28 protein-coding genes are annotated in these 25953 nt (G+C 71.7%); 18 read left to right on the forward strand and 10 right to left on the reverse strand.

Features of this window, described 5'->3' with window-relative positions; translation table 11 throughout:
• Positions 1 to 223 precede the first annotated feature (223 nt).
• Complete coding sequence (nadA, locus tag AB0L06_RS14170) at positions 224 to 1378, forward strand: quinolinate synthase NadA (protein ID WP_500231392.1); 1155 nt, start codon at positions 224 to 226, stop codon at positions 1376 to 1378.
• 93 nt (positions 1379 to 1471) lie between these two features.
• Here the strand turns inward: nadA and AB0L06_RS14175 are convergent, their stop codons facing one another.
• The 5 genes from AB0L06_RS14175 to AB0L06_RS14195 form a co-directional block, all read right to left on the reverse strand.
• Entirely contained in the window at positions 1472 to 2239 is a 768-nt protein-coding gene (locus AB0L06_RS14175; RefSeq protein ID WP_500231393.1) for a maleylpyruvate isomerase family mycothiol-dependent enzyme, read from the reverse strand.
• A 118-nt stretch (positions 2240 to 2357) separates the two neighbouring features.
• A complete protein-coding gene (gene pspAB, locus AB0L06_RS14180; protein ID WP_500231394.1) occupies positions 2358 to 2927 on the reverse strand; it encodes a PspA-associated protein PspAB in 570 nt (189 codons plus the stop codon).
• Complete coding sequence (gene htpX / locus AB0L06_RS14185) at positions 2927 to 3844, reverse strand: zinc metalloprotease HtpX (RefSeq protein WP_500231395.1); 918 nt, start codon at positions 3842 to 3844, stop codon at positions 2927 to 2929. The genes pspAB and htpX overlap by 1 nt, the downstream gene beginning before the upstream one ends.
• Before the next feature lie 103 nt (positions 3845 to 3947).
• Positions 3948 to 4226, reverse strand: coding sequence for a PspA-associated protein PspAA (gene pspAA, locus AB0L06_RS14190; protein WP_500231396.1), 279 nt, complete (start codon positions 4224 to 4226; stop codon positions 3948 to 3950).
• A complete protein-coding gene (locus tag AB0L06_RS14195; protein WP_500231397.1) occupies positions 4223 to 5053 on the reverse strand; it encodes a PspA/IM30 family protein in 831 nt (276 codons plus the stop codon). The genes pspAA and AB0L06_RS14195 overlap by 4 nt, the downstream gene beginning before the upstream one ends.
• A 133-nt stretch (positions 5054 to 5186) precedes the next feature.
• Between AB0L06_RS14195 and AB0L06_RS14200 the strand changes: the two genes are divergently transcribed.
• Together AB0L06_RS14200 and AB0L06_RS14205 are read left to right on the forward strand one after the other, a co-directional pair.
• Positions 5187 to 5774 carry a DUF3043 domain-containing protein gene (locus tag AB0L06_RS14200; protein ID WP_500231398.1) on the forward strand — a complete coding sequence of 196 codons (588 nt, stop codon included), beginning with the start codon at positions 5187 to 5189 and terminating at the stop codon, positions 5772 to 5774.
• Between the two features lie 97 nt (positions 5775 to 5871).
• Positions 5872 to 6873 (forward strand): aldo/keto reductase family protein, encoded by a 1002-nt coding sequence (locus AB0L06_RS14205; RefSeq protein WP_500231399.1) that lies wholly within the window; start codon positions 5872 to 5874, stop codon positions 6871 to 6873.
• A gap of 221 nt (positions 6874 to 7094) precedes the next feature.
• Here the strand turns inward: AB0L06_RS14205 and AB0L06_RS14210 are convergent, their stop codons facing one another.
• A complete protein-coding gene (locus AB0L06_RS14210; protein WP_500231400.1) occupies positions 7095 to 7289 on the reverse strand; it encodes a hypothetical protein in 195 nt (64 codons plus the stop codon).
• Positions 7290 to 7784: 495 nt separating this feature from the next.
• On the opposite strand from AB0L06_RS14210, the gene AB0L06_RS14215 reads away from it, so the two are divergent.
• The 7 genes from AB0L06_RS14215 to AB0L06_RS14245 all read left to right on the forward strand — a co-directional run bounded on the left by AB0L06_RS14215 (position 7785) and on the right by AB0L06_RS14245 (position 15008).
• On the forward strand, positions 7785 to 8309 hold the full coding sequence (locus tag AB0L06_RS14215; protein ID WP_500231401.1) for a bifunctional adenosylcobinamide kinase/adenosylcobinamide-phosphate guanylyltransferase: 525 nt from the start codon (positions 7785 to 7787) through the stop codon (positions 8307 to 8309).
• The gene (locus AB0L06_RS14220; protein ID WP_500231402.1) at positions 8306 to 9067 is read left to right on the forward strand and encodes an adenosylcobinamide-GDP ribazoletransferase; all 762 of its coding nucleotides are present in this window, start codon (positions 8306 to 8308) and stop codon (positions 9065 to 9067) included. Before AB0L06_RS14215 ends, AB0L06_RS14220 begins: the two co-directional genes overlap by 4 nt.
• A 68-nt stretch (positions 9068 to 9135) precedes the next feature.
• Positions 9136 to 10602, forward strand: coding sequence for a leucyl aminopeptidase (locus tag AB0L06_RS14225; RefSeq protein WP_500231763.1), 1467 nt, complete (start codon positions 9136 to 9138; stop codon positions 10600 to 10602).
• Positions 10603 to 10750: 148 nt separating this feature from the next.
• Complete coding sequence (lpdA, locus tag AB0L06_RS14230) at positions 10751 to 12142, forward strand: dihydrolipoyl dehydrogenase (RefSeq protein ID WP_500231403.1); 1392 nt, start codon at positions 10751 to 10753, stop codon at positions 12140 to 12142.
• A gap of 46 nt (positions 12143 to 12188) precedes the next feature.
• Complete coding sequence (gene sucB / locus AB0L06_RS14235) at positions 12189 to 13628, forward strand: 2-oxoglutarate dehydrogenase, E2 component, dihydrolipoamide succinyltransferase (RefSeq protein WP_500231404.1); 1440 nt, start codon at positions 12189 to 12191, stop codon at positions 13626 to 13628.
• Positions 13629 to 13902: 274 nt separating this feature from the next.
• Positions 13903 to 14238 (forward strand): PadR family transcriptional regulator, encoded by a 336-nt coding sequence (locus tag AB0L06_RS14240; protein WP_500231405.1) that lies wholly within the window; start codon positions 13903 to 13905, stop codon positions 14236 to 14238.
• Positions 14235 to 15008: a hypothetical protein gene (locus AB0L06_RS14245; protein ID WP_500231406.1), complete on the forward strand. Its 774-nt coding sequence runs from the start codon at positions 14235 to 14237 to the stop codon at positions 15006 to 15008. The genes AB0L06_RS14240 and AB0L06_RS14245 overlap by 4 nt, the downstream gene beginning before the upstream one ends.
• A gap of 10 nt (positions 15009 to 15018) precedes the next feature.
• Here the strand turns inward: AB0L06_RS14245 and AB0L06_RS14250 are convergent, their stop codons facing one another.
• Positions 15019 to 15321 (reverse strand): hypothetical protein, encoded by a 303-nt coding sequence (locus tag AB0L06_RS14250; RefSeq protein ID WP_500231407.1) that lies wholly within the window; start codon positions 15319 to 15321, stop codon positions 15019 to 15021.
• A gap of 75 nt (positions 15322 to 15396) precedes the next feature.
• Between AB0L06_RS14250 and AB0L06_RS14255 the strand changes: the two genes are divergently transcribed.
• The 3 genes from AB0L06_RS14255 (at position 15397) to lipB (ending at position 17881) form a co-directional block, all read left to right on the forward strand.
• On the forward strand, positions 15397 to 16311 hold the full coding sequence (locus AB0L06_RS14255) for a TIGR01777 family oxidoreductase (protein WP_500231408.1): 915 nt from the start codon (positions 15397 to 15399) through the stop codon (positions 16309 to 16311).
• Between the two features lie 25 nt (positions 16312 to 16336).
• Positions 16337 to 17074, forward strand: a complete 738-nt coding sequence (locus AB0L06_RS14260) for a Type 1 glutamine amidotransferase-like domain-containing protein (RefSeq protein WP_500231409.1) — start codon at positions 16337 to 16339, stop codon at positions 17072 to 17074.
• A gap of 138 nt (positions 17075 to 17212) precedes the next feature.
• Positions 17213 to 17881, forward strand: a complete 669-nt coding sequence (gene lipB, locus AB0L06_RS14265; RefSeq protein ID WP_500231764.1) for a lipoyl(octanoyl) transferase LipB — start codon at positions 17213 to 17215, stop codon at positions 17879 to 17881.
• Between the two features lie 49 nt (positions 17882 to 17930).
• Here the strand turns inward: lipB and AB0L06_RS14270 are convergent, their stop codons facing one another.
• The gene (locus AB0L06_RS14270) at positions 17931 to 18389 is read right to left on the reverse strand and encodes a DUF1877 family protein (protein WP_500231410.1); all 459 of its coding nucleotides are present in this window, start codon (positions 18387 to 18389) and stop codon (positions 17931 to 17933) included.
• Positions 18390 to 18624: 235 nt separating this feature from the next.
• Between AB0L06_RS14270 and lipA the strand changes: the two genes are divergently transcribed.
• Together lipA and AB0L06_RS14280 are read left to right on the forward strand one after the other, a co-directional pair.
• Entirely contained in the window at positions 18625 to 19554 is a 930-nt protein-coding gene (gene lipA / locus AB0L06_RS14275; RefSeq protein ID WP_500231411.1) for a lipoyl synthase, read from the forward strand.
• A gap of 23 nt (positions 19555 to 19577) precedes the next feature.
• Entirely contained in the window at positions 19578 to 20273 is a 696-nt protein-coding gene (locus AB0L06_RS14280) for a DUF4191 domain-containing protein (RefSeq protein WP_500231412.1), read from the forward strand.
• Positions 20274 to 20437: 164 nt separating this feature from the next.
• Here AB0L06_RS14280 and AB0L06_RS14285 read toward each other — a convergent pair whose 3' ends face one another.
• On the reverse strand, positions 20438 to 20923 hold the full coding sequence (locus tag AB0L06_RS14285) for an RDD family protein (protein WP_500231413.1): 486 nt from the start codon (positions 20921 to 20923) through the stop codon (positions 20438 to 20440).
• Positions 20924 to 21100: 177 nt separating this feature from the next.
• Between AB0L06_RS14285 and glnA the strand changes: the two genes are divergently transcribed.
• Both glnA and AB0L06_RS14295 read left to right on the forward strand, forming a co-directional pair.
• Complete coding sequence (gene glnA, locus AB0L06_RS14290; protein WP_500231414.1) at positions 21101 to 22525, forward strand: type I glutamate--ammonia ligase; 1425 nt, start codon at positions 21101 to 21103, stop codon at positions 22523 to 22525.
• A 150-nt stretch (positions 22526 to 22675) separates the two neighbouring features.
• Complete coding sequence (locus AB0L06_RS14295) at positions 22676 to 23080, forward strand: OsmC family protein (RefSeq protein ID WP_500231415.1); 405 nt, start codon at positions 22676 to 22678, stop codon at positions 23078 to 23080.
• A gap of 83 nt (positions 23081 to 23163) precedes the next feature.
• Here the strand turns inward: AB0L06_RS14295 and AB0L06_RS14300 are convergent, their stop codons facing one another.
• Positions 23164 to 24633, reverse strand: coding sequence for an alpha/beta hydrolase (locus AB0L06_RS14300; RefSeq protein ID WP_500231416.1), 1470 nt, complete (start codon positions 24631 to 24633; stop codon positions 23164 to 23166).
• A 339-nt stretch (positions 24634 to 24972) separates the two neighbouring features.
• Here AB0L06_RS14300 and AB0L06_RS14305 point away from each other — a divergent pair, with 339 nt between their 5' ends.
• Positions 24973 to 25944, forward strand: a complete 972-nt coding sequence (locus tag AB0L06_RS14305) for a phosphatase PAP2 family protein (RefSeq protein ID WP_500231417.1) — start codon at positions 24973 to 24975, stop codon at positions 25942 to 25944.
• The last annotated feature ends 9 nt before the right edge of the window (positions 25945 to 25953 follow it).

A 25953-nucleotide genomic window follows, 5' to 3' on the forward strand; every position in this document is an offset into this window, starting at 1 on the left:
CGACGGTTCACTTCACCAGTCCTTGGAGGAGGCCACCGGAACCGCCTCAAGCGCTTCCGCAGACTCCCGTTCTGAAGAACAACGTACCTCGGCTCATGCCCATTCCAGCTACCGCCAGTCATTCACGAGGAGACCTCGCTCACACCCGGGCTGCTCTGGGCCCCGGTTGTGCGACTATTAGTCGTCAGAGCGACGATAAGTCCGTCGCAGGAGGGAGCATCCCGTGACCACACCCGTACGCGATCTTCCGTTGCTGCTGCTCGGCACGGGTTCCGACCCCGCCAGCGAGCGCGGTGTGGACTGTCCCGGCGAGCTGCCGCCCGCGTCCGATCCGGAGCTCGTGGAGCGCGCCCGCGCCGCCAAGGCCGCGCTCGGCGACGAGGTGTTCGTGCTGGGCCACCACTACCAGCGGGACGAGGTGATCGAGTTCGCCGACGTCACCGGCGACTCGTTCAAGCTCGCCCAGCAGGCCGCGGCACGGCCGGACGCCCCGTACGTCGTGTTCTGCGGCGTGCACTTCATGGCCGAGTCCGCCGACATCCTCACCGCCGCGCACCAGCAGGTCGTCCTGCCGGACCTGGCGGCGGGCTGCTCGATGGCCGACATGGCCACCTTCGACCAGGTCGAGGAGTGCTGGGAGGTGCTGGAGGACGCCGGGATCGCCGATGACGTCGTCCCGGTGACCTACATGAACTCCTCCGCCGACATCAAGGCGTTCGTCGGACGGCACGGCGGCGTGGTCTGCACCTCGTCCAACGCCAAGCGCGCGCTGGACTGGGCCTACAGCAAGGGCTCGAAGGTCCTGTTCCTGCCCGACCAGCACCTCGGGCGCAACACGGCCGTGCTGGAGATGGGCTTCTCGCTGGACGACTGCGTGGTCTACAGCCCGCACCGCCGGGAGGGCGGTCTGAGCGGCCAACAGCTCCGCGACGCCCGGATGATCCTCTGGCGCGGGCACTGCTCGGTGCACGGCCGGTTCAGCCTCGACTCGGTGGAGGACGTCCGGCGGCGCGTGCCCGGCGTGAACGTCCTCGTCCACCCGGAGTGCAAGCACGAGGTGGTCACCAACGCCGACGAGATCGGCTCGACCGAGTACATCATCCGGGCGATCGAGAACGCCCCGGCCGGGTCGTCCTGGGCGGTCGGGACGGAGCTGAACCTCGTCCGGCGGCTGGCGAACGCCCACCCGGACAAGAACGTGATGTTCCTCGACAAGGCGGTCTGCTTCTGCTCGACCATGAACCGCATCGACCTGCCGCACCTGGTCTGGTCGCTGGAGTCCCTGGCGCGCGGCGAGGTCGTGAACCGGATCGAGGTGGACCCGGACACCGCCCACTACGCCCGGGTCGCCCTCGACCAGATGCTCGCCCTCCCCTGACCCGCACGCGATCTCGACGGCCACCGGCACCGAGCCGGTGGCCGTCCGCGTCTCCGGGACGGGGCGGAGCGGGGCGGGGCGGGGCGGGGCGGGTCAGATCGCGGAGTTCTCCACCCAGAAGGCCAGGAGGTCGCGGTCACCCGCCGCCGAGATGCCGGGATCGCCGGTCCTGCGGCGTCCCCAGAGGAAGAGGAACAGCTCGGACGCGCCCGCCCGGACGGCCACGTCGGCGTGCACGTCGTCGGCGGCGCTGGAGCGCCGCCAGGCGAAGCCGTCCTTGTCGAGCCCGACCGTCCAGCGGTCTCCGGTGTCGGCGGCGGTGAAGGCGAGCGTCGCGCCGTCCCCGCGCAGGTTGTCGACCTTCGGCGCGAACGACGCCGCGTACGGCAGGTTCGCCAGAAACTCGTCCGTGCCGTCGACGGCGTCCTCAGTGGGCACCGCGAAGTCTCGGCCCATCGCAATGTGCAGGTCGGCGCGGTGGACGGCGGCCTCGTAGTACATGCGGCGCGACCAGAACCGGGCGTGCTGATCCTCGCTCCAGGACCACATCTCCGCGTCGGGGTCGGCGGCGCGCAGGGTCGCGACCAGCGCCGCACCGCCCTCGGCGAACCAGGGGACCAGATCGGCGGCGGGCCCGGGCGCCTCAGCGGCGTACCGCCGGAGGCCGATCGGGCGCGTCGTGAGCGTTCGGACCAGACCCTCCGCCCAGCGCTGCGTGACGCCGAGGTGCCGGGCGAGATCACCGACCGTCCAGCCGGGGCAGGACGCCACGGACGCCCCCGGATCGGCGTCCCGCAGCGCCGCGGTGAAGGCGGCGACCTCCCGCTCGATCGCGTCGCAGTACCGCTCGTGCGTCCACATGGCGTCCTCCGAAGAAGGGCCGGATCGGTCGTGCCGAATCAGGTGGAACGGATCGTGTGGGGCGGATCGGGGTGGAACGCGTCGGGTCGGTGAGGCGGCCGGAGGCCGGTCGGCGGCGTCAGAGGCCGGGGGCTCCCCAGACCGCGAACCAGCGGCCGAGGTCGTCCTCGAACTTCAGGTCGGCGCCGACCGCTCCGCGCGCCTGGATCTCCAGGGCGTTGTCGCGGCGGTCGCCGGGCAGCGGCGCGAACGGGTAGAACGTGCCGCGCTTGTACAGGTAGACGAGCGCCAGGCGCTGTCCGTCCGGGCCCTTGAAGCCGACCAGCGAGCACAGCAGGTGCGGGCCGAAGCCGCCCGCCTCCAGCGTGGAGTTGATCGCGTGCAGGTCGGTGACCAGGCCGGGCAGGTCGTCCGGGGAGTGCCTGCAGAGCAGCCAGGTGTAGCCGTAGGAGTCCTGGCTGGCCTCGACCTCCGGGGTGTCACCGGAGTTCAGCAGCTCGACGGCGTCCTTCTGGAGCTGCGCGAACGCGCCGCCCTCGGCGGCCCGAAAGCAGACCGATCCGAGCCCGGTGGGGGTGAACCCGGCCGCCGCCTCCAGGGTGACGGCGGCGGTGGTGAGGCCGAACAGCGCGTCGAGATCGGGCTTGACCGGCTTGGACCGGCCGAGCAGGGTGTCCAGGAACCCCATCACACTCCCCTGCTGAGCTCGCCGGAGATCTTGTTGAGCTGCTCGAGCCGCTTCTCCAGCGTGGGGTGCGTGGAGAACAGCTGCGAGACGCTGAAGCCCTTGCCGAACGCCGGGGTGAAGAAGAAGGCGTTGAACGGCTGGGCCGCGCGCAGGTCGTTGGTCGGGATCCGGGCGATCTCACCGGTGACCTTGGTGAGCGCGCTGGCCAGCGCGGACGGGCGGCCGGTCAGCAGCGCGGCGGCGCGGTCGGCCGACAGCTCCCGGTACCGGGACAGGGCGCGGGTGAGCAGGAAGCTGATCGCGTAGGCGACGGCGCTGACCGCGACGACCGCCATCAGCATCAGCGCGGCGTTGTTGTCGTTGTTGCGGCGGTTGAACCCGCCCCACAGGCCGAACTCCAGCCCGATCCGGGTGAGCAGGCCGGCGCAGATGCCGAGGAACGAGGCGATCGTCATGACCGCCACGTCCCGGTGCGCGACGTGGGCCATCTCGTGCGCGAGCACGCCCTCGAGCTCCACCGGGTCGAGCCGGCGCAGCAGCCCGGTGGTGACGCAGACGACCGCGTTCTTCTGGTTGCGGCCGGTGGCGAAGGCGTTCGGCACGTCGGTGTCGGCGATCGCGACCCGCGGCTTGGGGGCGTCCGACATCGCACAGATGCGGTCGATCACGCCGTGCAGCTCGGGGGCCTCCTCCGGGGAGACCTCGCGGGCGTGCATCGCGAACTTGGTGATCTTGTCGGAGAAGAAGTACTGGACGAACAGGAAGACCAGCGCGATCACCAGTCCGATGACGCCCAGTCTCGGAGAAATCACGAAGAACGCCGTCACGAACGCGACGTAGACCAGCCCCAGCAGGAACATCGTCACGAGCATGCGCGACGTCAGCCCCCGGTCGGAGGCGTAACGCGTGCGGGCCATCTCTCCTCTTCTCCGTCCCCCGGTGGTTCTCACTCGTACAACGTCCGGACCCCGACGTTTGTGCCGGGGACCGGCACAAACGTGCCGGGGCCGGCACGCCGCACTAGTCGGGGATGAGCCCCTCGTCGCCGAGCATGGCGCTCACCTCGTTGATGCTGGCGTCGGCCGGCGGCAGGATCAGCTCCGACGGCTCGAGGCTGTCGGCGGGCAGCGTCTTGCCGACCTTGCGGACGTTCTCCAGCAGCCCGTGCAGGGCCTTGCGGAACTCGTCCTCGTCCCCCGACTCGATCGCCGACTCCAGCGCGTCGTCGAGGTTGTTCAGGACGACCAGGTCCTCGGCGGAGACGTCGAGCTGGCCCTCGCCCATGATGCGGACGATCACTGGTGGCCTCCCGGCTGCTGCGGCCACTGGCCCTGGGGCTGACCCTGCGGCTGGGCCTGGGGGGCGGCCTGGGGGCTCTGCTGCTGCGCGGGGGCGCCCTGACCGGGGTTCAGCTCCTTGTGCGCGGGGGCCTGGCCGAGTTCGGCCTTCAGCGCCTCCAGCTCGGCGTCGACGCCCGGACCGGAGCCCATGCGGTCGAGTTCGGCCTGGATGTCGTCCCGCGGACCGGAGAAGTCCTCGAGCGCGCCGGACGCCAGGAGCTCGTCGATCGCCCCGGCGCGGGCCTTCATGTTCTCGGTCTTCTCCTCGGCGCGCTGTATCGCCAGACCCACGTCGCCCATCTCCTCGGAGATGCCGGAGAAGGCCTCGTTGATCTTGGTCTGCGCCTCGGCCGCCGTGTAGGTGGCCTTGATCGTCTCCTTGCGGGTGCGGAAGGAGTCGACCTTGGCCTGCAGCCGCTGCGAGGCCAGGGTGAGCTTCTCCTCCTCGCCCTGCAGCTGCTGGTACTGCGCCCGCAGGTCGTTCAGCTGGGAGTCCAGGCCGCCGCGGCGCGTCAGCGCCTCGCGGGCCAGGTCCTCACGGCCGACCTGGAGGGCCTTGCGCCCCTGGTCGGTCAGCTTGGTCTGCTGCTGCTCCAGCTGGTTGATCTGGAGTTCCAGGCGCTTGCGCGAGGTCGCGACGTCCGCCACGCCCCGCCGGACCTTCTGCAGCATCTCCAGCTGACGCTGGTAGGAGTAGTCCAGGGTCTCCCGAGGATCCTCCATCTTGTCCAGGGCTTTGTTCGCCTTGGACTTGAAGATCATCGACATTCGCTTCATCACGCTCATCGCGCGGCGCCGGTCCCTTCGTGCTGGCTGGCCCAGTCAATACTGGGCTCAATGACCACTGCTGGGGTTCTTATCACCCTACGCGTTAACGCGCGAGGCAGCCACGATGTTCGCAGCCGGTAGGCTGAGTTCCGTGTTCCGACGTCGTACGCAGGATGCCCCCGAGGCTCCTCCCGAAGTAGTGGCCAAGCCGGGAGGCAAGGGCCGTCCCACGCCCAAGCGCAAGGAGGCCGAGAAGCGGCGGCGCCAGCCGATCACCGCCCCCGCCAACCGCAAGGAGGCGTACAAGCGGCTCCGCGACAAGCAGGCGGCCGACCGCGGCAAGGCCCGCGAGGGCATGGCCAAGGGCGAGGAGCGGTACCTCCTCAAGCGCGACAAGGGCCCCGTCCGCCGGATGGCCCGCAACTACGTCGACTCGCGCCGCACGGTCGGCTCGTACCTGATGTACCTGCTGCTGGCGCTGGTCGTGCTGAACTTCCTGCCGATCCCGGCCGTCCGGCTGACGATGCTGTTCGCGCCGCCGGTGCTGCTGCTCGTGGTGTTCGTCGAGGGCCTCCTCCTCGCGCGGGGCGTGAACAAGCTCGCCACCGAGCAGTTCCCGGACGAGGACCGCAAGGGCCTCGGCCTGTACGCGGCGATGCGCGCCATGCAGATCCGGCGGCTGCGCGTCCCCGCCCCGCAGGTCAAGATCGGCGAAAGCGACTGGAAGAGCAAGGACTGACCTTGGCCTCCTGGGCCGCGCGGCCCGGGACCGACCGGGGTCTCGCGAACCGGACGACCGCCGTCCGGAGGCCGGGCGCGTCATAGGGTTCCAGATCATGGAGTTCCGACGCCTCGGCCGCAGCGGCCTCAAGATCAGCGAAATCGCCTACGGTAACTGGCTCACCCACGGCTCCCAGGTCGAGGAGGACGCCGCGCGCGCCTGCGTCGCGGCGGCCCTCGACGAGGGCGTCACCACCTTCGACACCGCCGACGTGTACGCCGGGACGCGGGCCGAGGAGGTGCTCGGCCGGGCGCTCAAGGGGCAGCGCCGCGAGGGCCTGGAGATCTTCACCAAGGTCTACTGGCCGACCGGGCCCGGCCAGAACGACCGCGGCCTGTCGCGCAAGCACGTCTTCGAGTCGATCCACGCCTCCCTGAAGCGGCTCCAGACCGACTACGTGGACCTCTACCAGGCCCACCGGTTCGACTACGAGACCCCGCTCGAGGAGACCCTCCGGGCCTTCGACGACCTCGTCCGGCAGGGCAAGGTGCTCTATGTCGGCGTGTCGGAGTGGCGCGCCGAGGAGATCGAGCGCGCCCTCAAGATCGCGGACGAGATGGGCCTCGACCGGATCGTGTCCAGCCAGCCGCAGTACAACATGCTGTGGCGGGTCATCGAGCCCGAGGTCGTCCCGCTCTGCGAGCGCGAGGGCGTCGGCCAGATCGTCTGGTCCCCGATCGCCCAGGGCGCCCTCACCGGCAAGTACCTCCCCGGCCAGGCCGCCCCCGCCGGATCCCGCGCCACCGACGACAAGGGCGGCGCGCGCATGATCTCCGAGTTCATGGAGGACGACGTCCTGCGCCGCATCCAGGACCTGAGGCCCATCGCCGACGAACTGGGCCTCACCATGGCCCAGCTCGCCATCGCCTGGACCCTCCAGAACCCCAACGTCTCCGCCGCGATCGTCGGCGCGTCCCGCCCCGAGCAGGTCCGGGACAACGTGAAGGCCGCCGGCGTCAAGCTGGACGCCGACGTCCTCAAGCGCATCGACGACGCCCTCGACCCCATCGTGGAGCGAGACCCCGCGAAGACCGTCAGCCCCGCAGCTCGGCCGTAGCCCTGTGGGGGGACGACCCCCCACACCCCCCGGGACCCGCAGGGACGCCCTCCTCGCTTCGCTGCGGGGGCATCCCTGCGGAGCTCTTTTGCGCGCCGCCTCCGCTGGCGCTCCGGCGGCGCGCAAAAGCATGGTCACCCCCACGCCTTCTGCAGGTGTGCACCGTCCGGCACAACCTCCATGTGTGGGCCCGCGCCGTTACTCAGCGGGTCCTTCGGGGGTCAGGCGGGGTCTTCCAGGCTCATCGTGTAGACGGTGTCTTCGTCGTCCAGGAGGACGACCTTGTCGACGCCGTCGGCTCGGAGTTCGCGCCAGTGCTCGCCGAGCCAGGTCTCGGCGGCGGCCTGGGTGCTGAAGGTCTCCTCCGCGCCGGTCCGGTTTCCGCCGGTCTTCTCCAGCTGCCAGTTCCACGCCATCGCCACTGCCCTCTCGCCGCTTCGACCTGCCCGGTAGCGGTGAGCGTAACCGGTCGCGCGAATAAGGTCGTGGGCAGTATGAAGATCGAACTGCCTGGAACGGCGGGGCCGGAGGGCTGGCCTGTGGCCGGTTGTCGCTGTGCCTCTTGCGCGCGGGCGCGGGCTGCCGGGATTTCGCTGGAGCCCACGCGCGCGGTCATTGACGGTGTGCCCTTGGAGGACTGTCCTCGTGTTGAGGTGCCAGGGGGCTGGGATGTGCGGGCTCCCCTTGGGCGGGTGCTGGTTTCGGGTGGGCCTGGGCAGCGGCCGTCGGCTGTTTCAGGCGTTGTGTATGACGTGGTGCTGCTTGATCTCGTGGGGTGTCCGGATCATCTTGGACGGCTTCGGCGGGACGGGGCGGTGTCGGACGCTACGGACGTCCGGGCCGTCCATATCGACCATCGGGTCGGCTCGCCCGGTGAGCTGGAGCGGCGGTTGGGTTTTTGGACTCGGCCGGTGACCGGGCCTCATCGGTCGCTGGTGCTCGGCGGGTCCCGGTCGGGGAAGTCGGCTGAGGCCGAGCTGCGGCTGATGGCGGATCCGGATGTGACGTATGTGGCCACTGGGGTCGGTGATGCGTCCGATGCGGAGTGGACGGCTCGGATCGAGGCGCATCGGCGGCGGCGTCCGCCCTGGTGGGAGACATTGGAGACGTCCGATCTCGCGGACGCTCTGACGTCCGCGTCGGGGGCGGTGCTGGTGGACGGCATCGGGTCCTGGGTCGCGGCGGCCATGGCGGAGACGGACGCCTGGGACGAGCCGTCCCGGGTCCAGGGACGGATCGAGGAGCTGGTCGAGGCGTGGCGCGGGACGCCCGCGCGGGTGGTCGCGGTCAGCGACGAGGTGGGGATGTCGCTGGTGCCGACGACGCTGGTGGGACGGGCGTTCCGCGACGTTCTGGGCACGGTGAACCAGCGGCTGGCGGCCGAGTCCGAGGACGTCGCGCTGGTCGTCGCGGGCCGTGTCCTGGAGCTTCCGTGAGCTGGGAGGCGGGGGCGCGGCTGTCGGTGACGCTGCTCAGCGTCGTGCCGTTGCGCGCGGAGCGGGTGGACCGGGAGGCCGGGCGGCGGGCGATGGTCCTCGCGCCCGCGGTGGGGGTGATCGTCGGCGGTGGCTCGGCGGTCGCGCTTGTCGCCGCGGACGGGCTCGGGTTCAGCGCGCTCCTGGGCGCGGCCCTGGCGGTGGCGGTGAGCGCGGCGCTGACCCGCGCCTTGCATCTGGACGGCCTGGCCGACCTCGCGGACGGGCTCGGCAGCCGCAGGCCCGCCGAGGACGCGCTGGCGATCATGAAGAAGTCGGACATCGGGCCGTTCGGTGTGGCCACGCTGGTCCTGACGCTGTTCATCCAGGTCGCGGCGTTGTCATCGGCGCCGGTCCCGTGGGCGTCCGCGCTGGTCGCGGGGGTCGCCGGACGGCTCGCGCTGCCGTGGGCGTGTCGCGCGGGGGTGCCGTCGGCGCGTCCCGGCGGGCTGGGCTCGCTGGTCGCCGGGACGGTGTCGGTCAAGGCCGCCGTCGCGGTCTCGGTCGTGGTCGTGGCGGCCGCCACCGGGCTGGGGTTCGCGGCGGACGGGCCGGGCGGCGCGGCGCGGGCCGGGGCCGCCGTGCTCGTCGCGCTGGCGGCCGCGTTCGCGGCGCTGCGACACGCCGTCCGGCGGCTCGGCGGGGTCACCGGGGACGTGCTGGGAGCCCTTGTCGAGGTCGCGACGACGGCCGCCCTGGTGACGCAGGCCGTCCAATGAGGGCAATGCTTGATCCAAAAGGGCGAAACCGGTCACCTGGAGGATTAACATCGGTGGACGTGACGACCATCAGTCTTGACAGCGCAGTCCTGACAGCCCTCGACGCCGACGCGATCGTCGTCGGTGTCCATACGGCCGGGGACGGCGTCCGTCCTGCCGGCGCCGACGACCTCGACACCGCCCTCTCCGGGCGGCTCGCCGACTCCCTGGCGGCGCTGGGCGCCACCGGCAAGGCCGGTGAGGTCGTCAAGCTGCCGACCATGGGCGCCCTGCCCGCCGCCCTGATCGTCGCCGTCGGGCTCGGCGAGGCCGGCTCCGTCGACGCCGAGGGCCTCCGCCGCGCCGCCGGCGCCGCGCTCCGCGCGCTCGCCGGCAAGGGCAAGGTCGCGGTGGCGCTGCCCGCGACGTCCGCGGACGAGGTCGAGGCCGTGGCGCTGGGCGCGCTGCTCGGCAACTACGGCTTCGAGAACTACCGCACCTCCGAGAAGCCCGGCCCGGTCGGGGAGATCGTGATCGTGGGCTCCGGCGACGACGCGCCGGTGCGCCGCGCCGAGACCATGGCCTCGGCGATCACCCTGGTCCGCGACCTGGTCAACACCCCGCCGTCCGACCTGTCCCCCGAGGACTTCGCCGGCGTCGCCACCAAGGTCGCCGCCGAGGGCGGCCTGGCGATCGAGGTGCTGGACGAGAAGGCCCTGGTGGACGGCGGCTACGGCGGCATCGTGGGCGTCGGCCAGGGTTCGGCGAACCCGCCGCGCCTGGTCCGCCTCGCCTACACCCACCCGGAGGCGTCCAAGACCCTCGCGCTGGTCGGCAAGGGCATCACCTTCGACTCCGGCGGCCTCTCGCTGAAGCCCGCCGAGGGCATGGACTGGATGAAGTCCGACATGGGCGGCGCCGCCGCCGTGCTGGGCGCGCTCGCCGCGATCGCCGAGCTCAAGCCGGCCGTGAACGTCGTCGGCTACCTCGCGCTCGCCGAGAACATGCCGTCCGGCACCGCGCAGCGCCCGTCCGACGTGCTGACCGTCTACGGCGGCAAGACCGTCGAGGTGCTCAACACCGACGCCGAGGGCCGCCTGGTGATGGCCGACCCGATCGTCCGCTCCGGCGAGGACGAGCCCGACCTGCTGATCGACGTCGCCACCCTGACCGGCGCCCAGCTGGTCGCGCTCGGCACCCGCACGACGGGAGTCATGGCCAACGACGACGACGTCCGTGAGAAGGTTGTGGCGGCGGCCGTCCGCACCGGCGAGCCCTCCTGGGGCATGCCGCTGCCGGAGGAGCTCCGCAAGGGCCTCGACTCCGCGGTCGCCGACATCGCCAACATCAGCGGCGAGCGCTGGGGCGGCATGCTCGTCGCGGGCGTCTTCCTGAAGGAGTTCGTGCCGGACGGCGTCCGCTGGGCGCACCTCGACATCGCCGGCCCGTCCTACAACAAGGGCGAGGCCTACGGCTACACGCCGAAGGCGGGCACCGGCGCGGCCGTGCGCACGCTGGTCGCGGTCGCCGAGGACATGGCCGCCGGCGAGCTCTGACGTGTTTCACCGCCGGGCGGACCCCGACCGGGCCCGCCCGGCGCACAAGGGAATAGGTTTTTCCCTGGCGGCGGGACGTCACCCCGTGCCGCCGCCGGGTGCGCGAGGCACACCAGCCGTAGGCGCGTAGGGCGGAAAGGGAGCGACATTGGCTGACAGCGGCCCCTTCGACATCGTGGTCCTGGGAGGCGGGAGCGGCGGCTACGCGTGCGCGTTGCGCGCGTCCGAGCTCGGCATGAGCGTTGCGCTGGTCGAGCGCGACAAGCTCGGCGGCACCTGCCTGAACCGCGGCTGCATCCCCACCAAGGCACTGCTGCACGCGGCGGAGATCGCCGACCAGACGCGCGAGGCCGCCAACTTCGGCGTCAAGGCCGACTTCGTCGGCATCGACATCGACGGTGTCCACGCCTACAAGGACAAGGTCGTCTCCGGCACGGTCAAGGGCCTGACCGGACTGATCAAGGCGCGCGGGATCGAGGTCGTCGAGGGCGAGGGGCGGCTCGCGTCCCCGACCTCCGTCGAGGTCCGCGCCGCCGACGGCTCCACCCGGACGCTCACGGGACGGCACGTCCTGCTGGCCACCGGCTCCGCCCCGCGCACGCTGCCCGGCCTCGAGGTGGACGGCGAGAAGGTCATCTTCAGCGACCAGGCCCTGACGCTCGGCCGCGTCCCGTCGTCCGTCGTGATCCTCGGCGGCGGCGTGATCGGTGTCGAGTTCGCCAGCGTGTGGCGTTCGTTCGGGGCCGACGTCACCATCGTGGAGGCCCTCCCCCACCTGCTGCCGCTGGAGGAGGAGAGCAGCTCCAAGCGCCTGGAGCGCGCCTTCCGCAAGCGCGGCATCAAGTACGAGCTCGGCGTCCGTTTCCAGGGGGTCGTGGGAACCGACGCGGGCGTGTCGGTCACACTGGAGAACGGCACGACCCTGGACGCCGAGCTGCTGCTCGTCGCGGTCGGCCGCGGGCCGGTCTCGGCCGGGCTCGGCTTCGAGGAGGCCGGGATCGAGCTGGAGCGCGGCTTCGTCAAGGTGGACGAGCTGTGCCGCACGTCGGTGCCGTCCGTCTCGGCGGTCGGCGACCTCGTCGACACCCCCCAGCTGGCGCACGTCGGCTTCGCCGAGGGCATCCTGGTGGCCGAGCGGCTGGGCGGGCTCGACCCGGCGCCGATCGACTACGACGGGGTGCCCCGCATCACCTACTCCGACCCCGAGGTGGCCTCCGTCGGCATCACCTCGAAGGTCGCCGCCGAACGTGGGTATGAGATCGACGAGGCGGTCTACGACCTCGCCGGCAACCCCAAGAGCAAGATCCTCGGAACGCAGGGCGAGGTGCGGGTGATCGCCGAGCGCGGCGGCCGCGTGCTCGGCCTGTCCATGGTCGGCGCGCGGGTCGGCGAGCTGATCACCGAGGGCCAGCTGATCTACAACTGGGAGGCCCTGCCGAGCGAGGTCGCCCAGCTCATCCATCCGCATCCGACCCAGTCCGAGGCCGTCGGCGAGGCGCACATGATGCTCGCCGGCAAGCCACTGCACGTGCACGGCTGAACCGCCGCGCCGGGAATTTGAGATCTCGAAGGAGTTTCTGAGAGCCATGCCGGTCTCCGTCACCATGCCCCAGCTCGGCGAGAGCGTCACCGAGGGCACCGTCACCCGCTGGCTGAAGAAGGAGGGCGAGCGCGTCGAGACCGACGAGCCGCTTCTCGAAGTGTCGACCGACAAGGTCGACACCGAGATCCCCTCTCCCGCGTCCGGCATCCTGACCAGCATCACCGTCGCCGAGGACGAGACCGTCGAGGTCGGCGCCGAACTCGCGGTGATCGGCGACGAGGGCGACGCCCCCGCCGCCGCGCCCGCGGCCGAGCCCGCCGCGGCCCCGGCCCCGGCGCCCGCCCCGGCCCCCGCGCCCGAGCCCGCTCCGGCCCCGGCTCCCGCGCCGCAGGCTCCGGCCCCGCAGGGACCGCCGCCCGCAGCGTGGCCGCCGCCCGCGCCGCAGCAGCCCGCCGCCCCGGCTCCGGCGCCCGAGCCGGCCCCGGCCGCTCCGGCACCGGCCGCCCCGTCCGCCGAGGCGGGCGCCGACGGCCCGTACGTCACGCCGCTGGTGCGCAAGCTCGCGACCGAGCACGAGGTCGACCTGGGCACGGTCAAGGGCACCGGCGTGGGCGGCCGGATCCGCAAGCAGGACGTCCTCGAGGCGGCTCGCGTCGCCCGCGAGGCCGCCGCCGCTCCGGCTCCCGCCGCCGCGTCCTCCACCCAGGCCCGTCCGGCGGCTCCGGCCCCGGTCTCGTTCGCGGCTCCGGCCGAGCAGCTCGCGCTGCGCGGCAAGACCGAGAAGATGTCCCGGATCCGGCAGACCATCGCCCGCCGCATGGTCGAGTCGCTCCAGGTGTCGGCGCAGCTCACCACCGTCGTCGAGGTGGACGTCACGAAGGTCGCGCGGCTGCGTGAGGTCGCGAAGGCCGACTTCGAGGCGCGCGAGGGCGTGAAGCTGACCTTCATGCCGTTCTTCGCGCTGGCCGCCGTCGAGGCGCTCAAGCAGCACCCGAAGGTGAACGCGGTCATCAACGGCGACGAGGTCACCTACCACGACGTGGAGAACCTCGGCTTCGCCGTGGACGTGCCGGAGCGCGGCCTGATGGTCCCGGTCATCCACAACGCGGGCCAGCTGAACCTGGGCGGCCTCGCGCAGCGGATCGCCGACCTGGCCGACCGCACCCGCACCAACCGGGTGAGCCCGGACGAGCTGTCCGGCGGCACGTTCACGCTGACCAACACCGGCAGCCGCGGCGCGCTGTTCGACACGCCGATCCTGAACCAGCCGCAGGTCGGCATGCTCGGCACCGGCGCGGTCGTGAAGCGCCCGGCCGTCATCGACGACCCGGAGCTGGGCGAGGTCATCGCCGTCCGGTCCATCGCCTACCTGGCGCTGACCTACGACCACCGCCTCATCGACGGCGCGGACGCCGCCCGCTTCCTGGGCACCGTGAAGCACCGTCTGGAGGAGGGCAACTTCGAGGCCGAGCTCGGCCTCTGACGCCTCCTTCCCCGCCTTCGGGCAGGTCCGAAGCCCGTCGTCCCGGTTCCGGGACGGCGGGCTTCGCCGTTCCCGGAGGCTCCACGTCGCTATATAGGTTGCATTCCTAACTAGGTCGCCATATCGTCTAGGTGGCAACGACGACCTCCCAAGGAGCGACCATGAACCGATCGTCCGCCGGCGACCGGCCCCCGAGCGTCGGGAACGCCGCGATGCCGCCGCTGCCGGGCGTGTGGATCGCCCTCGGCGCCGAGACCCGGGACGGACGGCGCTGATGGCCGCCGACCGGCGCGCGAACTGGCTGAAGGGCGTGCTCGACCTGGCCGTCCTGGCCTCCCTGCGGCACGGCGAGAGCTACGGCTACGAGCTCGCCAAGGCCCTGGACGAGGCGGGCCTGGGGCAGATCAAGGGCGGCACCCTGTATCCGGTCCTGAACCGGCTGGAGGAGGCCGGTCTCGTCGAGGCCGAGTACCGGGCGGCCGAACGCGGCCCCGGACGCCGCTACTACCGCCTGACGGACGCGGGACGGACGGCCCTCACCGAGCGGGGCGCGTCCTGGCTGGACTTCCACGAGGCCGTCCGGGCGCTGCTCAAGGGAGGCGAGGCGTGAACGAGCGCTACTTCGAGGAGCTGGCGGACGGCCTGCGGCGGCTCGGCGTCGCCGAGGACCGGATCGGCCCGCTGGTCGGCGAGCTGTCCGGCCACCTCGCCGAGACGGGCGCGGACCCGGAGGACGAGTTCGGCCCGGCCGTGCGGTTCGCGGCGGAGTTCGCCGAGGGCGCGGGCGCCGAGGCGGCGGCGGGCGGACCCGCGGCGGACGCCGAGCGCTGGGTCTGGTCGGCGGACGCGTCGGTCGACCAGGAGATGATGAACCGCTTCGGGGCGCAGGGCTGGGAGATCGAGCGCGTCGACCACCTCGGCCGCTTCGTCAGCCGCCGCGACCTGGCGTCCCCCACGCAGTGGGAGTACCGGCGGGACGTCGTGGGCCGCCGCGACCGCGCGGCGCACGCCGAGGAGCTCGCGCCGGACGGCTGGGAGCCCTGCGGCCACTGGCTGTTCCTGGCGTACTCCAAGCGGCCGCTCGCCGCCGTCGCCGGGCCCGCCGCCGACATCGCGACGCCCGCCGGACGCCCCGGCCGCAGCTACTACTTCACCCGCGGGCTGTGGGCTCCGCTGGCCGTCCTGGTCGCGTCCCTGGCCCTCTCGGGGATCCTCCTGGCCACGGCGTTCGCGACCGACAGCGGCGGGAGCACGGTCAGGGGCATGCTCTTCGGCCTGCCCGTGGGTCTCCTCCTGGGCGCCGTCGGCGCGTTCCTGGCCTACCGCAGGAAGCGCGCCGAGTACGCACGCGCTTCCCGCCGCTCCAACGACGGCCCCTGATCCTCGGAGGTCAGCTCTTGCGGTCGGAGAGGACGTACGCGGAGCCCGCCGACACGGCCGCGACGCTCAGGACGGACGGCCACGCGCCGATCTTCTTGGCCAGCGGGTGCGAGCCGCCGAAGCCCGCCAGGTAGACGGTGAGCAGCGCGGCCGTGCCCTTGGGGCCCGCGTTCTTGTGCCACTCGCGCGCGCAGTAGGCCCCCGCGGCGGCGAGGACGGCGCCGCCGAGCGGACGGCGGTGGGTGAAGCGGGCGGCGGCGTAACCGCCGACGAGACCGGTGGCGGCCACGGCCGCGGTGGGGATCTTTGCCATGTCCCGGAGGCTATCGCCGCTCCGACCGTTCCGGGGACCTAGGGGTGGGCGATGCCGGGCCCTAGGGTTGGGCCCATGAAGGTCGCGGTGACGGGCGCTTCGGGTTTCGTCGGCTCCGCCCTCGTCCGCTCGCTGGCGGACGACGGGCACGCGGTGGTCCGGCTGGTGCGGCGCGAGCCGTGCGGCCCGGACGAGCGGCGCTGGGAGCCGTCCGGCGGGCCCGTGGACCTGGCGGGGGTCGACGCGGTCGTCCACCTGGCGGGCGCGGGCATCGGCGACCGGCCCTGGACTCCCGGCTACCGCCGCACGCTGCTGCTGAGCCGCGTCCGGGGCACCGCGACGATCGCGCAGGCCGTCGCCAAGGCGGAGGTCCCTGTGCTGGTGTCGGGGTCGGCGATCGGGTTCTACGGCGACACGGGCGACCGCGAGGTGGATGAGGACTCCCCCAGTGGCACGGGCTTCCTCGCCGGGCTCGTCCGGTCCTGGGAGGACGCGGCGTCCCAGGCCTCCCGCGCGGGCGCGCGAGTGGCGTTCGCGCGCACGGCGCACGTCTTGGGCGCGAGTGGCGGACTGCTGGGCAGGCTCCTGCCCCTGTACAAGCTCGGCCTCGGCGGACGGCTCGGATCGGGCCGCCAGTACTGGAGCTGGATCTCCCTCGCGGACGAGGTCGCCGCGCTGCGCTTCCTGATCGACACGGACCTGGCCGGGCCGGTGAACCTGGCCTCCCCGAACCCGGTCACCAACGCCGAGTTCACGCGCGAGCTCGGACGGGCCCTGCACCGGCCCACTCCCCTGCCCGTCCCGGCGTTCGTCCTGCGCACGGTGATGCCGGGGTTCGCGGGCGAGGCGATCCTGCCGGGCCAGCGGGTCGTCCCGCGGCGGCTGACGGAGGCCGGTTTTCGTCACGCCGACCCTGAACTGGGCGCGGCCTTGCCAAGAATCTTCAAAAACACGTCCCGCGACGATCGCGGGTCGTACGGTGATCGTTGACGCGCGTCCACTGGGAGGGCAGCAGATGAGCACCGACGGTCAGCCGCACATCCTCGCGATCGGCGGCGGAAGCTTCGTCCGGGACGACCGGGGCGGCATCGCACCGAGCCCGCTGCTCCGCTACGCCTGCGACCTGACAGGGCAGGACCGGCCGCGGCTGTGCTTCCTGACCACCGCGATGGGCGACTCGGCGGAGGTCATCTCCCGGTTCTACGCGGGGTTCTCCAAGCTGGACGCCGAGGTCAGCCACCTGGCGCTGTTCCCGATGCCGAACGTCGCGGACATGCGCGAGCACCTGCTCTCCCAGGACCTGATCTACGTCAGCGGCGGCAGTGTGGCCAACCTTATGGCCCTGTGGCAGGTGCACGGCCTCAGCGAGATCATGCGCGAGGCGTGGCACGAGGGCGTGGTGCTGTCGGGGCAGAGCGCCGGGGCGCTGTGCTGGCACATGGGCGGCAACACCGACTCGTTCGGGCCCGAGTTGCAGGCGTTCACCGGCGGGCTCGGCCTGCTCCCCTACTCCTGCGGCGTCCACTACGACAGCGAGCCGCAGCGGCGTCCGCTGCTCCAGCGGCTGGTCGGCGAGGGCGCCCTGCCCGGCGGCTACGCCGCGGACGAGGACACCGCGCTGCACTACGTCGGCACCGAGTTCGTCCAGGCCGTCACGTTCACCGACGGCAAGAGCGCCTACCGGATCGACGCGGACGGCCCGGGCCGGGTGAAGGAGACCCCGATCGACCCCCGGCTCCTGACCCGCGAGTAGGGACGTAGGCTGGCCGTCGTGAGCGATGTTGACGTACGTGGCGCCGCCCGTTCCGCCGAGGATCGCCTGACGCGTTCCGCCGACCAGGCCGTCGCGGACGGGCCCGCGGCCCCCCTTCCCGCCTTCGACATCGACGCGCTGACCGTCGTCCACGCCGGGTTCGGCACCGCGGCCGTGGACTACGAGGCGGGCTGGGAGCTCCAGCGCCGCACCCACGCGCGCCGCGCGGACGACGAGATCGGCGACACCGTCCTGCTGCTGGAGCACCGGCCGGTGTACACCGCCGGCAAGCGCACCGAGCCGATGGACCGCCCGTTCGGCGACCCCGGCGCGCCGGTCGTCGAGGTGGACCGCGGCGGCAAGATCACCTGGCACGGGCCGGGGCAGCTGACCGGGTACCCGATCCTGCGGCTGCCCGACCCGGTGGACGTCGTCGCCTACGTCCGGCTGCTCGAGCGCATGATGATGGCCGTCTGCGCCGAGTTCGGGCTGGAGACGACCACCGTCGAGGGACGCAGCGGCCTCTGGGTCCCGGGCACGCCGGACCGCAAGATCGGCTCCATCGGGATCCGGGTCTCGCGCGGCGTGACCATGCACGGCTTCATGCTCAACTGCGACTGCGACCTGTCATGGTTCGACCGGATCGTCCCGTGCGGCCTCCGGGACGTCGGCTCCACCAGCCTCAGCGCCGAGGTCGGCCACCCGGTCACCGTCGCCGAGATCCTTCCGCTGGTCGAACGGCACCTGGGCGCCCTGCTCGGCGCGGACGACGTGCTCCACCGCACCACCGCCCAGCTCTCCGTCTAGGCCATCGTGGTCTAGGTCATCGGGCCGGGGCATCGGGCACGGCGGCGGTTCAGGACCGGTCGCGGAGGACCTTGAAGACGGCCTGGCCCTCGCCCGCCGCCGTCCGGAAGAAATCGGACAGGCGGGCGTAGGCGGGGCCCAGTCTGGCCCCGGGGTCCGGGACGTCCGCGCCCTGCACTCCCGCCGCTCGCATCGCCGCCGCGTCCAGGCGGGCCGACAGGGACGCGAAACCGATGGTGTCGAGGTGCGCGGCGGCCGCCTTGACCCGCTCCGGTGCCAGGTAGATCACGTCCGCGCCGCTCGCGTCGGCGCCGTCCTCGGTGAGCAGGCGACCGCCGCACACCACGTCCGCCTCGGGCTGCCGTCCCTCCCAGGCGTCGCCGGTCAGCGCCCAGTGCAGCACCTGCCAGTAGCCACCGAGATCGAGGGAGCGATCGTCCCGCGGGGCGCCCGGGGCGCCGAACAGCCCGGCCGCGATCCGCGCGGGGTCGCTCTCCCCTCCGACCACGGGCGGCACCCTCAGATACGACAACGCGAGACCCACGGCGGTCCTACTCTCTCCACGTTCGATTCGTGCGACAACAGGCAGTCACCTTAAGAGATCCACAGCTACACAGGGTGGAAACACGGGAATCCTCTTCAGGAGAGCTTGCGCGCCTTCACCGCCCTTCCGCCGTCCCGGGGCGGATTGGGCGGGGACGGCCGGGGTGCGGGCGCCGGAGATCGGCACGTACCCTGTGGGGGTGACGACGGCGACACCCGAGGGGCGCAAGCTCCTCCGCATCGAGGCCCGGAACAGCCAGACTCCCATCGAGCGCAAGCCGGACTGGATCAAGACCCGGCTGAAGATGGGCCCCCAGTACCGCGAGTTGACCCAGCTGGTGAAGTCCGAGGGTCTGCACACGGTCTGCCAGGAGGCCGGCTGCCCCAACATCTTCGAATGCTGGGAGGACCGCGAGGCCACCTTCCTCATCGGCGGCGACCAGTGCACGCGGCGCTGCGACTTCTGCCAGATCGACACCGGCAAGCCCGCCGAGTTCGACCGGGACGAGCCGCGCCGGGTCGCCGAGTCCGTGGCGACCATGGAGCTGCGCTACGCGACGGTCACCGGCGTCGCCCGCGACGACCTGGAGGACGGCGGGGCCTGGCTGTACGCCGAGACCGTCCGGCAGATCCACGCGGCCGTCCCCGGCTGCGGCGTCGAGCTGCTGATCCCCGACTTCAACGCCGACCCCGACCAGCTCGCCGAGGTGTTCTCGTCGCGGCCGGAGGTGCTGGCGCACAACGTCGAGACCGTCCCGCGCATCTTCAAGCGGATCCGTCCCGGCTTCCGGTACGAGCGGTCGCTCGAGGTCATCACGCGGGCGCGCGAGGCGGGCCTGGTGACCAAGTCGAACCTCATCCTCGGCATGGGCGAGACCCGCGAGGAGGTCTCCGAGGCGCTGCGCGACCTGCACGAGGCGGGCTGCGAGCTGATCACGATCACCCAGTACCTGCGTCCGTCGCCGCGGCACCACCCGGTGGAGCGCTGGGTGAAGCCGGAGGAGTTCGTCGAGCTGTCGGCCGAGGCCGAGGAGATCGGGTTCGCCGGAGTCATGTCCGGCCCGCTCGTCCGGTCGAGCTACCGGGCGGGGCGGCTCTACCAGCAGGCCATCGAGGCGCGAGAGCGCTGACGGCGACCATTATCCTTAGGAACATGTCGAAGAAGCCCACGGACGGGGCCCAGGAGCGTCCGGGCCGCCTCAAGCAGATCCGCATGGTCGCCCAGGTCCTCCACCAGGCGAACCCCAAGGCCCTCCCCATCGTGTTCGCCTCGGCGCTCGCGGCGCTGGTCGTCGTCATCGCCGTCGGCTGGGTCGTGGGCAGCCTGTGGTTCTTCGTCCCGCTGGGCGTCCTGGCGGCCGTCGCGGTCGGCATGATCGTGTTCGGCCAGCTCGCGCAGCGCGCCCAGTACTCGGTGATCGCCGGGCAGCCGGGCGCGGCCGCGGCGGTGCTGAAGAACGCGCGTGGCGGCTGGACGGTCACCGAGGCCGTGTCCGGCAACCGCAACCTGGACATGGTGCACCGGGCGGTCGGCCGTCCCGGCGTCGTGATCGTCTCGGAGGGCCCGCGCAGCCGCGTCGGCCAGCTGCTCGGCGCGGAGAAGAAGCGCATCTCGCGCGCCGTGCCGTCCGTCCCGATCTATGACATCCAGGTCGGGGACGAAGAGGGTCAGATTCCGGTGGACAAGCTCCAGCGGCACCTGATGAAGCTGCCCCGCAACCTGACCAAGGCGCAGGTCAACGACGTGAACAGCCGTCTGGCGGCGCTCCCCCGCGCGATGCAGATGCCCAAGGGCCCGATGCCCAAGGGCGCCCGCATGCCGAAGGGCCCGAAGCCGAAGACGCGCTGACCCCCGGCCGTCTCGTCGCGGCCTCGAACGGAAAACGGGAGGGCTCCCCAGTCGGGGAGCCCTCCCGTTTCGGTCGTTCTGTGTCGAACCGGTCGGGCGGACGCTCTGTCAGGCGCGGACGGATCGGTCAGGCGCGGACGGGTAGGTCAGGCGCGTTGCGACGGTCAGGCGCGGACGACGACGGTGTTGGAGGCGCGGTCGTGCAGGCCGCGGTGGTCGCGGTCCCAGAGCAGGGCGGGGACGACCAGGACGAGCAGGAGCGTCCGGGCGAGGGACCAGCCGAAACCGACCGGGCGGCCGTCCAGCCGGACGACGCGCAGCCCGGCCATGCGCTTGCCGATGGTCGTGCCGAGCGTGGCGGTGAGCAGCCACACCATGAGCGCGAACACGGCGGTGTTGGCGAGCGACCTGGTCGCCGGGCTCCAGTGCAGGGCCGAGGCGAGCGCCGCGCCGACCAGCCCGCCGGCGATCAGGTCCACCATCAGGGCGACGATGCGGCGTCCGTACGTCGCGACCGAACCGGGGCCGTCCTTGGGAAGCCCCAGCCGGGACCCCGGCGTGCCGAGGTCGACCCCGGCGGACGCCGCGCCGCCGAGCCACGTCTGCGACCACCTGGGTCCGGCGGACCGCCGCTGCTCACCACTTGCCATGTCTCTACGCTATCCGGTCCCCGGACCCGCCCGGATGCGGGTCGGGGCGGGCGGTTTAGGGTGGGGTGACGGACATCACGCAGTGAGCCGTAACACACTCGAAACACATGGGACACGGCCGGGAAACGGCCCGTTGAGACTCTTCCGGAAGCTCGAGAACGCCCCCAAGGAGGCTGGATGTTCGGCAGCGCCAAAGAGGTCCTGGAGTTCATCGACCGCGAAGGCGTCCGCTTCGTGGACTGCCGGTTCGTGGACCTGCCAGGGAAGATGCAGCACTTCACGTTCCCGGTGGAGAGTTTCGGCGAGGGCGTCTTCACCGACGGGCTGATGTTCGACGGCTCGTCGGTGCGCGGCTTCCAGGAGATCCACGAGTCCGACATGCTGCTGCTCCCGGACCCGGGGACGGCGGTGCTGGACCCGTTCCGGCAGCACAAGACGCTCGTCCTCAACTTCTTCGTGCACGACCCGCTGACCGGCGAGCCGTACAGCCGCGACCCGCGCAACGTGGCGCGGAAGGCGCAGGACTACCTGCGCGGCACCGGCATCGCCGACACCTGCTACTTCGGCCCCGAGGCCGAGTTCTACATCTTCGACGACGTCCGGTTCGAGACGAAGGCGAACGCGGGCTACTACTACCTCGACTCGGTCGAGGGCGCCTGGAACACCGGGCGCGAGGAGCCGACGGGCAACCTCGGCGCCAAGCCCCCGTACAAGGGCGGCTACTTCCCCGTCCCGCCGATGGACCACTTCACCGACCTGCGGTCGGAGATGGTCGAGCAGCTGCTGCGGTCGGGCATCCACGTGGAGATGCAGCACCACGAGGTCGGCACGGCGGGCCAGGCGGAGATCGACTTCCGCTTCGACACGCTGCTGAAGACGGCCGACCAGCTGATGCTCTACAAGTACATCGTCAAGAGCGTCGCGCGGGCGGCGGGCAAGACCGTCACCTTCATGCCGAAGCCGATCTTCGGCGACAACGGCTCGGGCATGCACTGCCACCAGTCGCTGTGGAAGGACGGGTCGCCGCTGTTCTACGACGAGGTCGGGTACGCGGGCCTGTCCGACAGCGCCCGGCACTACATCGGCGGCCTGCTCCGGCACGCGCCGTCCCTGCTGGCCTTCACCAACCCGACGGTGAACTCCTACCACCGGCTGGTGCCCGGCTTCGAGGCCCCGGTGAACCTGGTGTACTCGCAGCGCAACCGGTCCGCGTGCATCCGCATCCCGATCACGGGCTCGAACCCGAAGGCCAAGCGCGTCGAGTTCCGCGTGCCCGACCCGTCCTGCAACCCGTACCTGGCGTTCTCCGCCATGCTCATGGCGGGCCTGGACGGCATCAAGAACAAGATCGAGCCCCCCGAGCCGGTGGACAAGGACCTCTACGAGCTCCCGCCGGAGGAGGCGCGCGCGATCCCGCAGGTCCCGGGCTCGCTGGAGGCCGTCCTGTCCGCGCTGGAGGCCGACCACGAGTACCTGCTGGAGGGCGGCGTCTTCACCCCGGACCTCATCGAGACCTACGTCGCGATGAAGTACGAGCACGAGATCGACCCGATCCGCCTGCGTCCCCACCCGCACGAGTTCGAGCTGTACTACGACGTGTGATCCGACCGTCGGCCGGTGCCTGAGGAACGGCCGAGTTCTGCATCGACGTCTGGTTCGTCATAGTTTGGCGATACGGAGCGCCCCCGGGGAACTTCTCGGGGGCGCTCCGTGTTGGGATGGACGGACGGTGCGACGATCAAGGAGAGCGCGATGGCCGAGGTACGGGTCGAGCGTACGGCGGACGGCGGTTTCGTCGGGACGAACGGGCGCGGGGCGTCCGTTGCCATCGGCAGCGCCGACGAGGACGGGGTGTTCACGCCGGTCGAGCTGCTGCTGACGGCGCTGGCCGGGTGCGAGCTCGTCACGGTCGAGCCGCTGACCGCCAAGCGCGGGCACCGGATGGTGAAGCTGGCCGCGGACGTGCACGCCGACAAGGTCGAGACCAGCCGGCTCGGCACGATCACCGTCACCTACGACGTCGAACTGCCCGAGGGCGACGACGAGGCCGCCGAGGTGCTGCGGGCCGTCGCCAAGCGGGTGCACGAGAAGTACTGCACGGTCGGGAACGCGCTCAAGGAGCCGATGACCGTGGAGCAGGTCGTCCCGGTCGAATAGCCACCCGGGGTGAGTGAACGCCCATGGCCGGTGAGTGGAAGCTCATCGTCCATGGGCGTTCCTCTTTCCCGTCCGCGGGTTCGTCAGCTGCATCTGGTTCCGTTCCTGGGGACCTTGCCGTCCAGGAGGTAGGCGTTCACGGTGTCCACGACGCAGCGGTTTCCGGTCAGGTAGGCGGTATGTCCCTGGCCCCGGAGGCTGAGGAGGACGGCCCGCCCGCCGATCTCCCGGGTGAGCGCGGGCGCCCAGGCGTACGGGGTGGCCGGGTCGCCCTCGTTGCCGATGACGACGATGGGCGCGGCGGACGGCGCGGACACCTCCTTTCCCGCGTTGTCGCCCTTGAAGGGCCATCCGGTGCAGGTCAGCAGGCCCCAGGCGAGGGCCGGGCCGAAGACCGGCGAGGCGTTCCGGAACCGGGGCAGCTCGCGCCGGACGTCCGCCGCGGTCTGGCGCTCGGTGGTGTCGGCGCAGCTGATGGCGGTGTTGGCGGCGAGGGTGTTGGAGTAGTGGCCGTCCTCGCCGCGGCCGTTCTGCAGGTCGGCGAGGGCGAGCAGGAGGCTGCCGTCGCCCTTGCTCGCATCGGCGAGGGCCTGCGCGAGCGTCTTCCAGGTCGCCTGGTCGTAGAGGGCCGCGGAGATGCCGGTCACCCCGAGGCTCTGGGTGAGCGGACGGGTGGGCTGGTCGGTGTTGAGGGGATGGGCGTCCAGGCCGTCCGCGAACTTCTGGATGGACGCCAGGACCTCGCTCCTGGTCCGGCCCATCGGGCACGAGGCGGCCGCGAGACCGGCGCAGTACGCGGCGAAGTTCCCGAGGGCGCGCTGGAAGCCGGCGGCCTGCTGGAGCGACAGGTCCACCGCGCTGATCTTGGTGTCCACGGCGCCGTCCAGGACGGAGCGCCCGACGTTCCCGGGGAGCTGGTGGGCGTTGTTCGCGCCGAGCTCGGTGCCGTAGGAGAGACCGAAGTAGTGCAGTTGCGCGTCGCCGAGGACGCTCCGGATGACGTCCATGTCGCGGGCGGCGGACACGGTTCCGACGTGCGGCAGGAGGTCGCCGGAGTTCTTCTCGCACGCGCGGATGTAGGCGGTGTCGGCTTCCTCGACGGTCTTCTCCTCGGCGGCGGTGTCCGGGGCCGCGTCGAGCGCGAGGTTCCTGTCGAGTTCGGCGTCGCTCAGGCAGGTCACGGCGGTGCTCTGGCCGACGCCGCGCGGGTCGAAGCCGACCAGGTCGTAGCGTCCGGCGAGGCCCTGGAACCGTCCGGCCGCCTCGGCGACGGACTCGGTGCCGCTCGCGCCGGGGCCGCCGAAGTTGAACAGCAGCGAGCCGATGCGGTGGGCCCGGTCGGTGGCGGGGAAGCGGAGCAGGGCGAGCTCGATGGTCCTGCCGTCCGGTTTGGCGTAGTCGAGCGGTACCTTGATCCGGGCGCACTGCGGCGTGCCGTTCTGCCCGGTGGTCACCGGCGCGTCGGTGGGCAGGCCGGTGCACGGTCCCCAAGCGGGATGCTGGCGGGTGATCGAGGCGGGCAGGCCCGGAAGGGACGAGACCGCGGACGTCATACCTGAGACCGTCCTGGACGGGGAGCCGGACGAGCCCCCACCCCCGCATCCGGCCGGTCCGGAAACGGTCAGGGCGGCGGCGATTGCCACCCCGACGTGCCTCCGTGGCACCTTCTGCAACATTCGTCCCCCCAGTCGATCCGCGGGGGGCGATCCATGATCTACCCCTGGCCTCCTATGCTGACTCCCGATCACGTCGAGTTCACGCCATCTCCGAGAGCTACGGGGTCTCACCCTGAAGTCCGGAGTTCCCCGCCGGGGCGTACTACTCAAGTCTGAGATGAAGACCCTTCGTCGCGGTGATCTCAAACAGGTGACCGCGCGGCAAAGATAGGTAGCATGGCCCAAACCGCCCCAGCAGCTCCCCGCGGCCAGACCGAGGAGACCGCCGCCCCCGCCGCCCGTGTCCCCCTGCCCCGGCAGGGAACGGCGGACGACGACCGCCGTCCCCCCGGCCGCGTCATCCGGTTCGCACGCGCCGTCCGCACGTTCTCCGGCTCACCGTCCGCGCCCCCTCTCTGGCGCGAGCTCGCGCTGATCGCCCTGTTCTACACGGCCTACACGCTGACCCGGATCATCCTGGTCCAGGACGGCACCGGCCCGGCGTTCCGGCACGCGCAGGACATCCTGTGGCTCGAGCGCTCGCTCGGCGTCGACGTGGAGCTGGACCTCAACCGGTGGCTGCTGGACGTGACGTGGCTGGCCAAGGCGGCGAACATCTTCTACGGCACCATGCACTTCGTGGTGACGGTGAGCCTGGTGCTGTGGCTGTACCGGTACCGGCCGCTGGAGTACCGGTGGCTGCGCGCGGCGGTGATGATCGCGACCGGGCTGGCGCTGATCGGGTTCTGGCTGTACCCGCTGGCCCCGCCGCGCTTCGTCGGCAGCGCCGGGTTCGTCGACCCGGTGACCGCGCTGCACTCCTGGGGGCTGTACTCGGGCGACTCGGCCGGGACGATGACCAACCAGTACGCGGCGATGCCGTCGATGCACGCGGGCTGGTCGCTGTGGTGCGGGTTCGTGCTCGTCCGGCTGGCGTCGCAGAAGTGGCTCAAGGCGCTGGGCGTGGCCTACCCGGTGACGACCGTGTTGGTGATCCTTTCCACCGCGAACCACTACATTCTGGACGCGGTGATCGGGATCGCGCTGATCATCGGGTCGCTGGCCCTGTCCTGGGTGCTGTACCGGCGTACCCCGAAGCCCCTGCTGCGGGCGGGCGAACGGGTGCGGAGCAGGGCGCGGGCGGGTCGCACGAGGGTAATGGTTCGTATTCGGACCGTGGCCGGTGCCAGGTCGGCGGAGCGCGTCTGAGATGCTCGG

The organism is Spirillospora sp. NPDC052269, from assembly GCF_040679435.1.
GTDB lineage: Bacteria > Actinomycetota > Actinomycetes > Streptosporangiales > Streptosporangiaceae > Spirillospora.

Coding starts and splice junctions, on each gene's coding strand:
- AB0L06_RS14175 (WP_500231393.1), bottom strand. CDS start 2,239: ATGTGGACGCACGAGCGGTACTGCGACGCGATCGAGCGGGAGGTCGCC.
- pspAB (WP_500231394.1), bottom strand. CDS start 2,927: ATGGGGTTCCTGGACACCCTGCTCGGCCGGTCCAAGCCGGTCAAGCCC.
- htpX (WP_500231395.1), bottom strand. CDS start 3,844: ATGGCCCGCACGCGTTACGCCTCCGACCGGGGGCTGACGTCGCGCATG.
- AB0L06_RS14195 (WP_500231397.1), bottom strand. CDS start 5,053: ATGAGCGTGATGAAGCGAATGTCGATGATCTTCAAGTCCAAGGCGAAC.
- AB0L06_RS14205 (WP_500231399.1), top strand. CDS start 5,872: ATGGAGTTCCGACGCCTCGGCCGCAGCGGCCTCAAGATCAGCGAAATC.
- AB0L06_RS14210 (WP_500231400.1), bottom strand. CDS start 7,289: ATGGCGTGGAACTGGCAGCTGGAGAAGACCGGCGGAAACCGGACCGGC.
- sucB (WP_500231404.1), top strand. CDS start 12,189: ATGCCGGTCTCCGTCACCATGCCCCAGCTCGGCGAGAGCGTCACCGAG.
- AB0L06_RS14240 (WP_500231405.1), top strand. CDS start 13,903: ATGGCCGCCGACCGGCGCGCGAACTGGCTGAAGGGCGTGCTCGACCTG.
- AB0L06_RS14250 (WP_500231407.1), bottom strand. CDS start 15,321: ATGGCAAAGATCCCCACCGCGGCCGTGGCCGCCACCGGTCTCGTCGGC.
- AB0L06_RS14255 (WP_500231408.1), top strand. CDS start 15,397: ATGAAGGTCGCGGTGACGGGCGCTTCGGGTTTCGTCGGCTCCGCCCTC.
- AB0L06_RS14260 (WP_500231409.1), top strand. CDS start 16,337: ATGAGCACCGACGGTCAGCCGCACATCCTCGCGATCGGCGGCGGAAGC.
- AB0L06_RS14280 (WP_500231412.1), top strand. CDS start 19,578: ATGTCGAAGAAGCCCACGGACGGGGCCCAGGAGCGTCCGGGCCGCCTC.
- AB0L06_RS14285 (WP_500231413.1), bottom strand. CDS start 20,923: ATGGCAAGTGGTGAGCAGCGGCGGTCCGCCGGACCCAGGTGGTCGCAG.
- glnA (WP_500231414.1), top strand. CDS start 21,101: ATGTTCGGCAGCGCCAAAGAGGTCCTGGAGTTCATCGACCGCGAAGGC.
- AB0L06_RS14295 (WP_500231415.1), top strand. CDS start 22,676: ATGGCCGAGGTACGGGTCGAGCGTACGGCGGACGGCGGTTTCGTCGGG.
- AB0L06_RS14300 (WP_500231416.1), bottom strand. CDS start 24,633: ATGACGTCCGCGGTCTCGTCCCTTCCGGGCCTGCCCGCCTCGATCACC.
- AB0L06_RS14305 (WP_500231417.1), top strand. CDS start 24,973: ATGGCCCAAACCGCCCCAGCAGCTCCCCGCGGCCAGACCGAGGAGACC.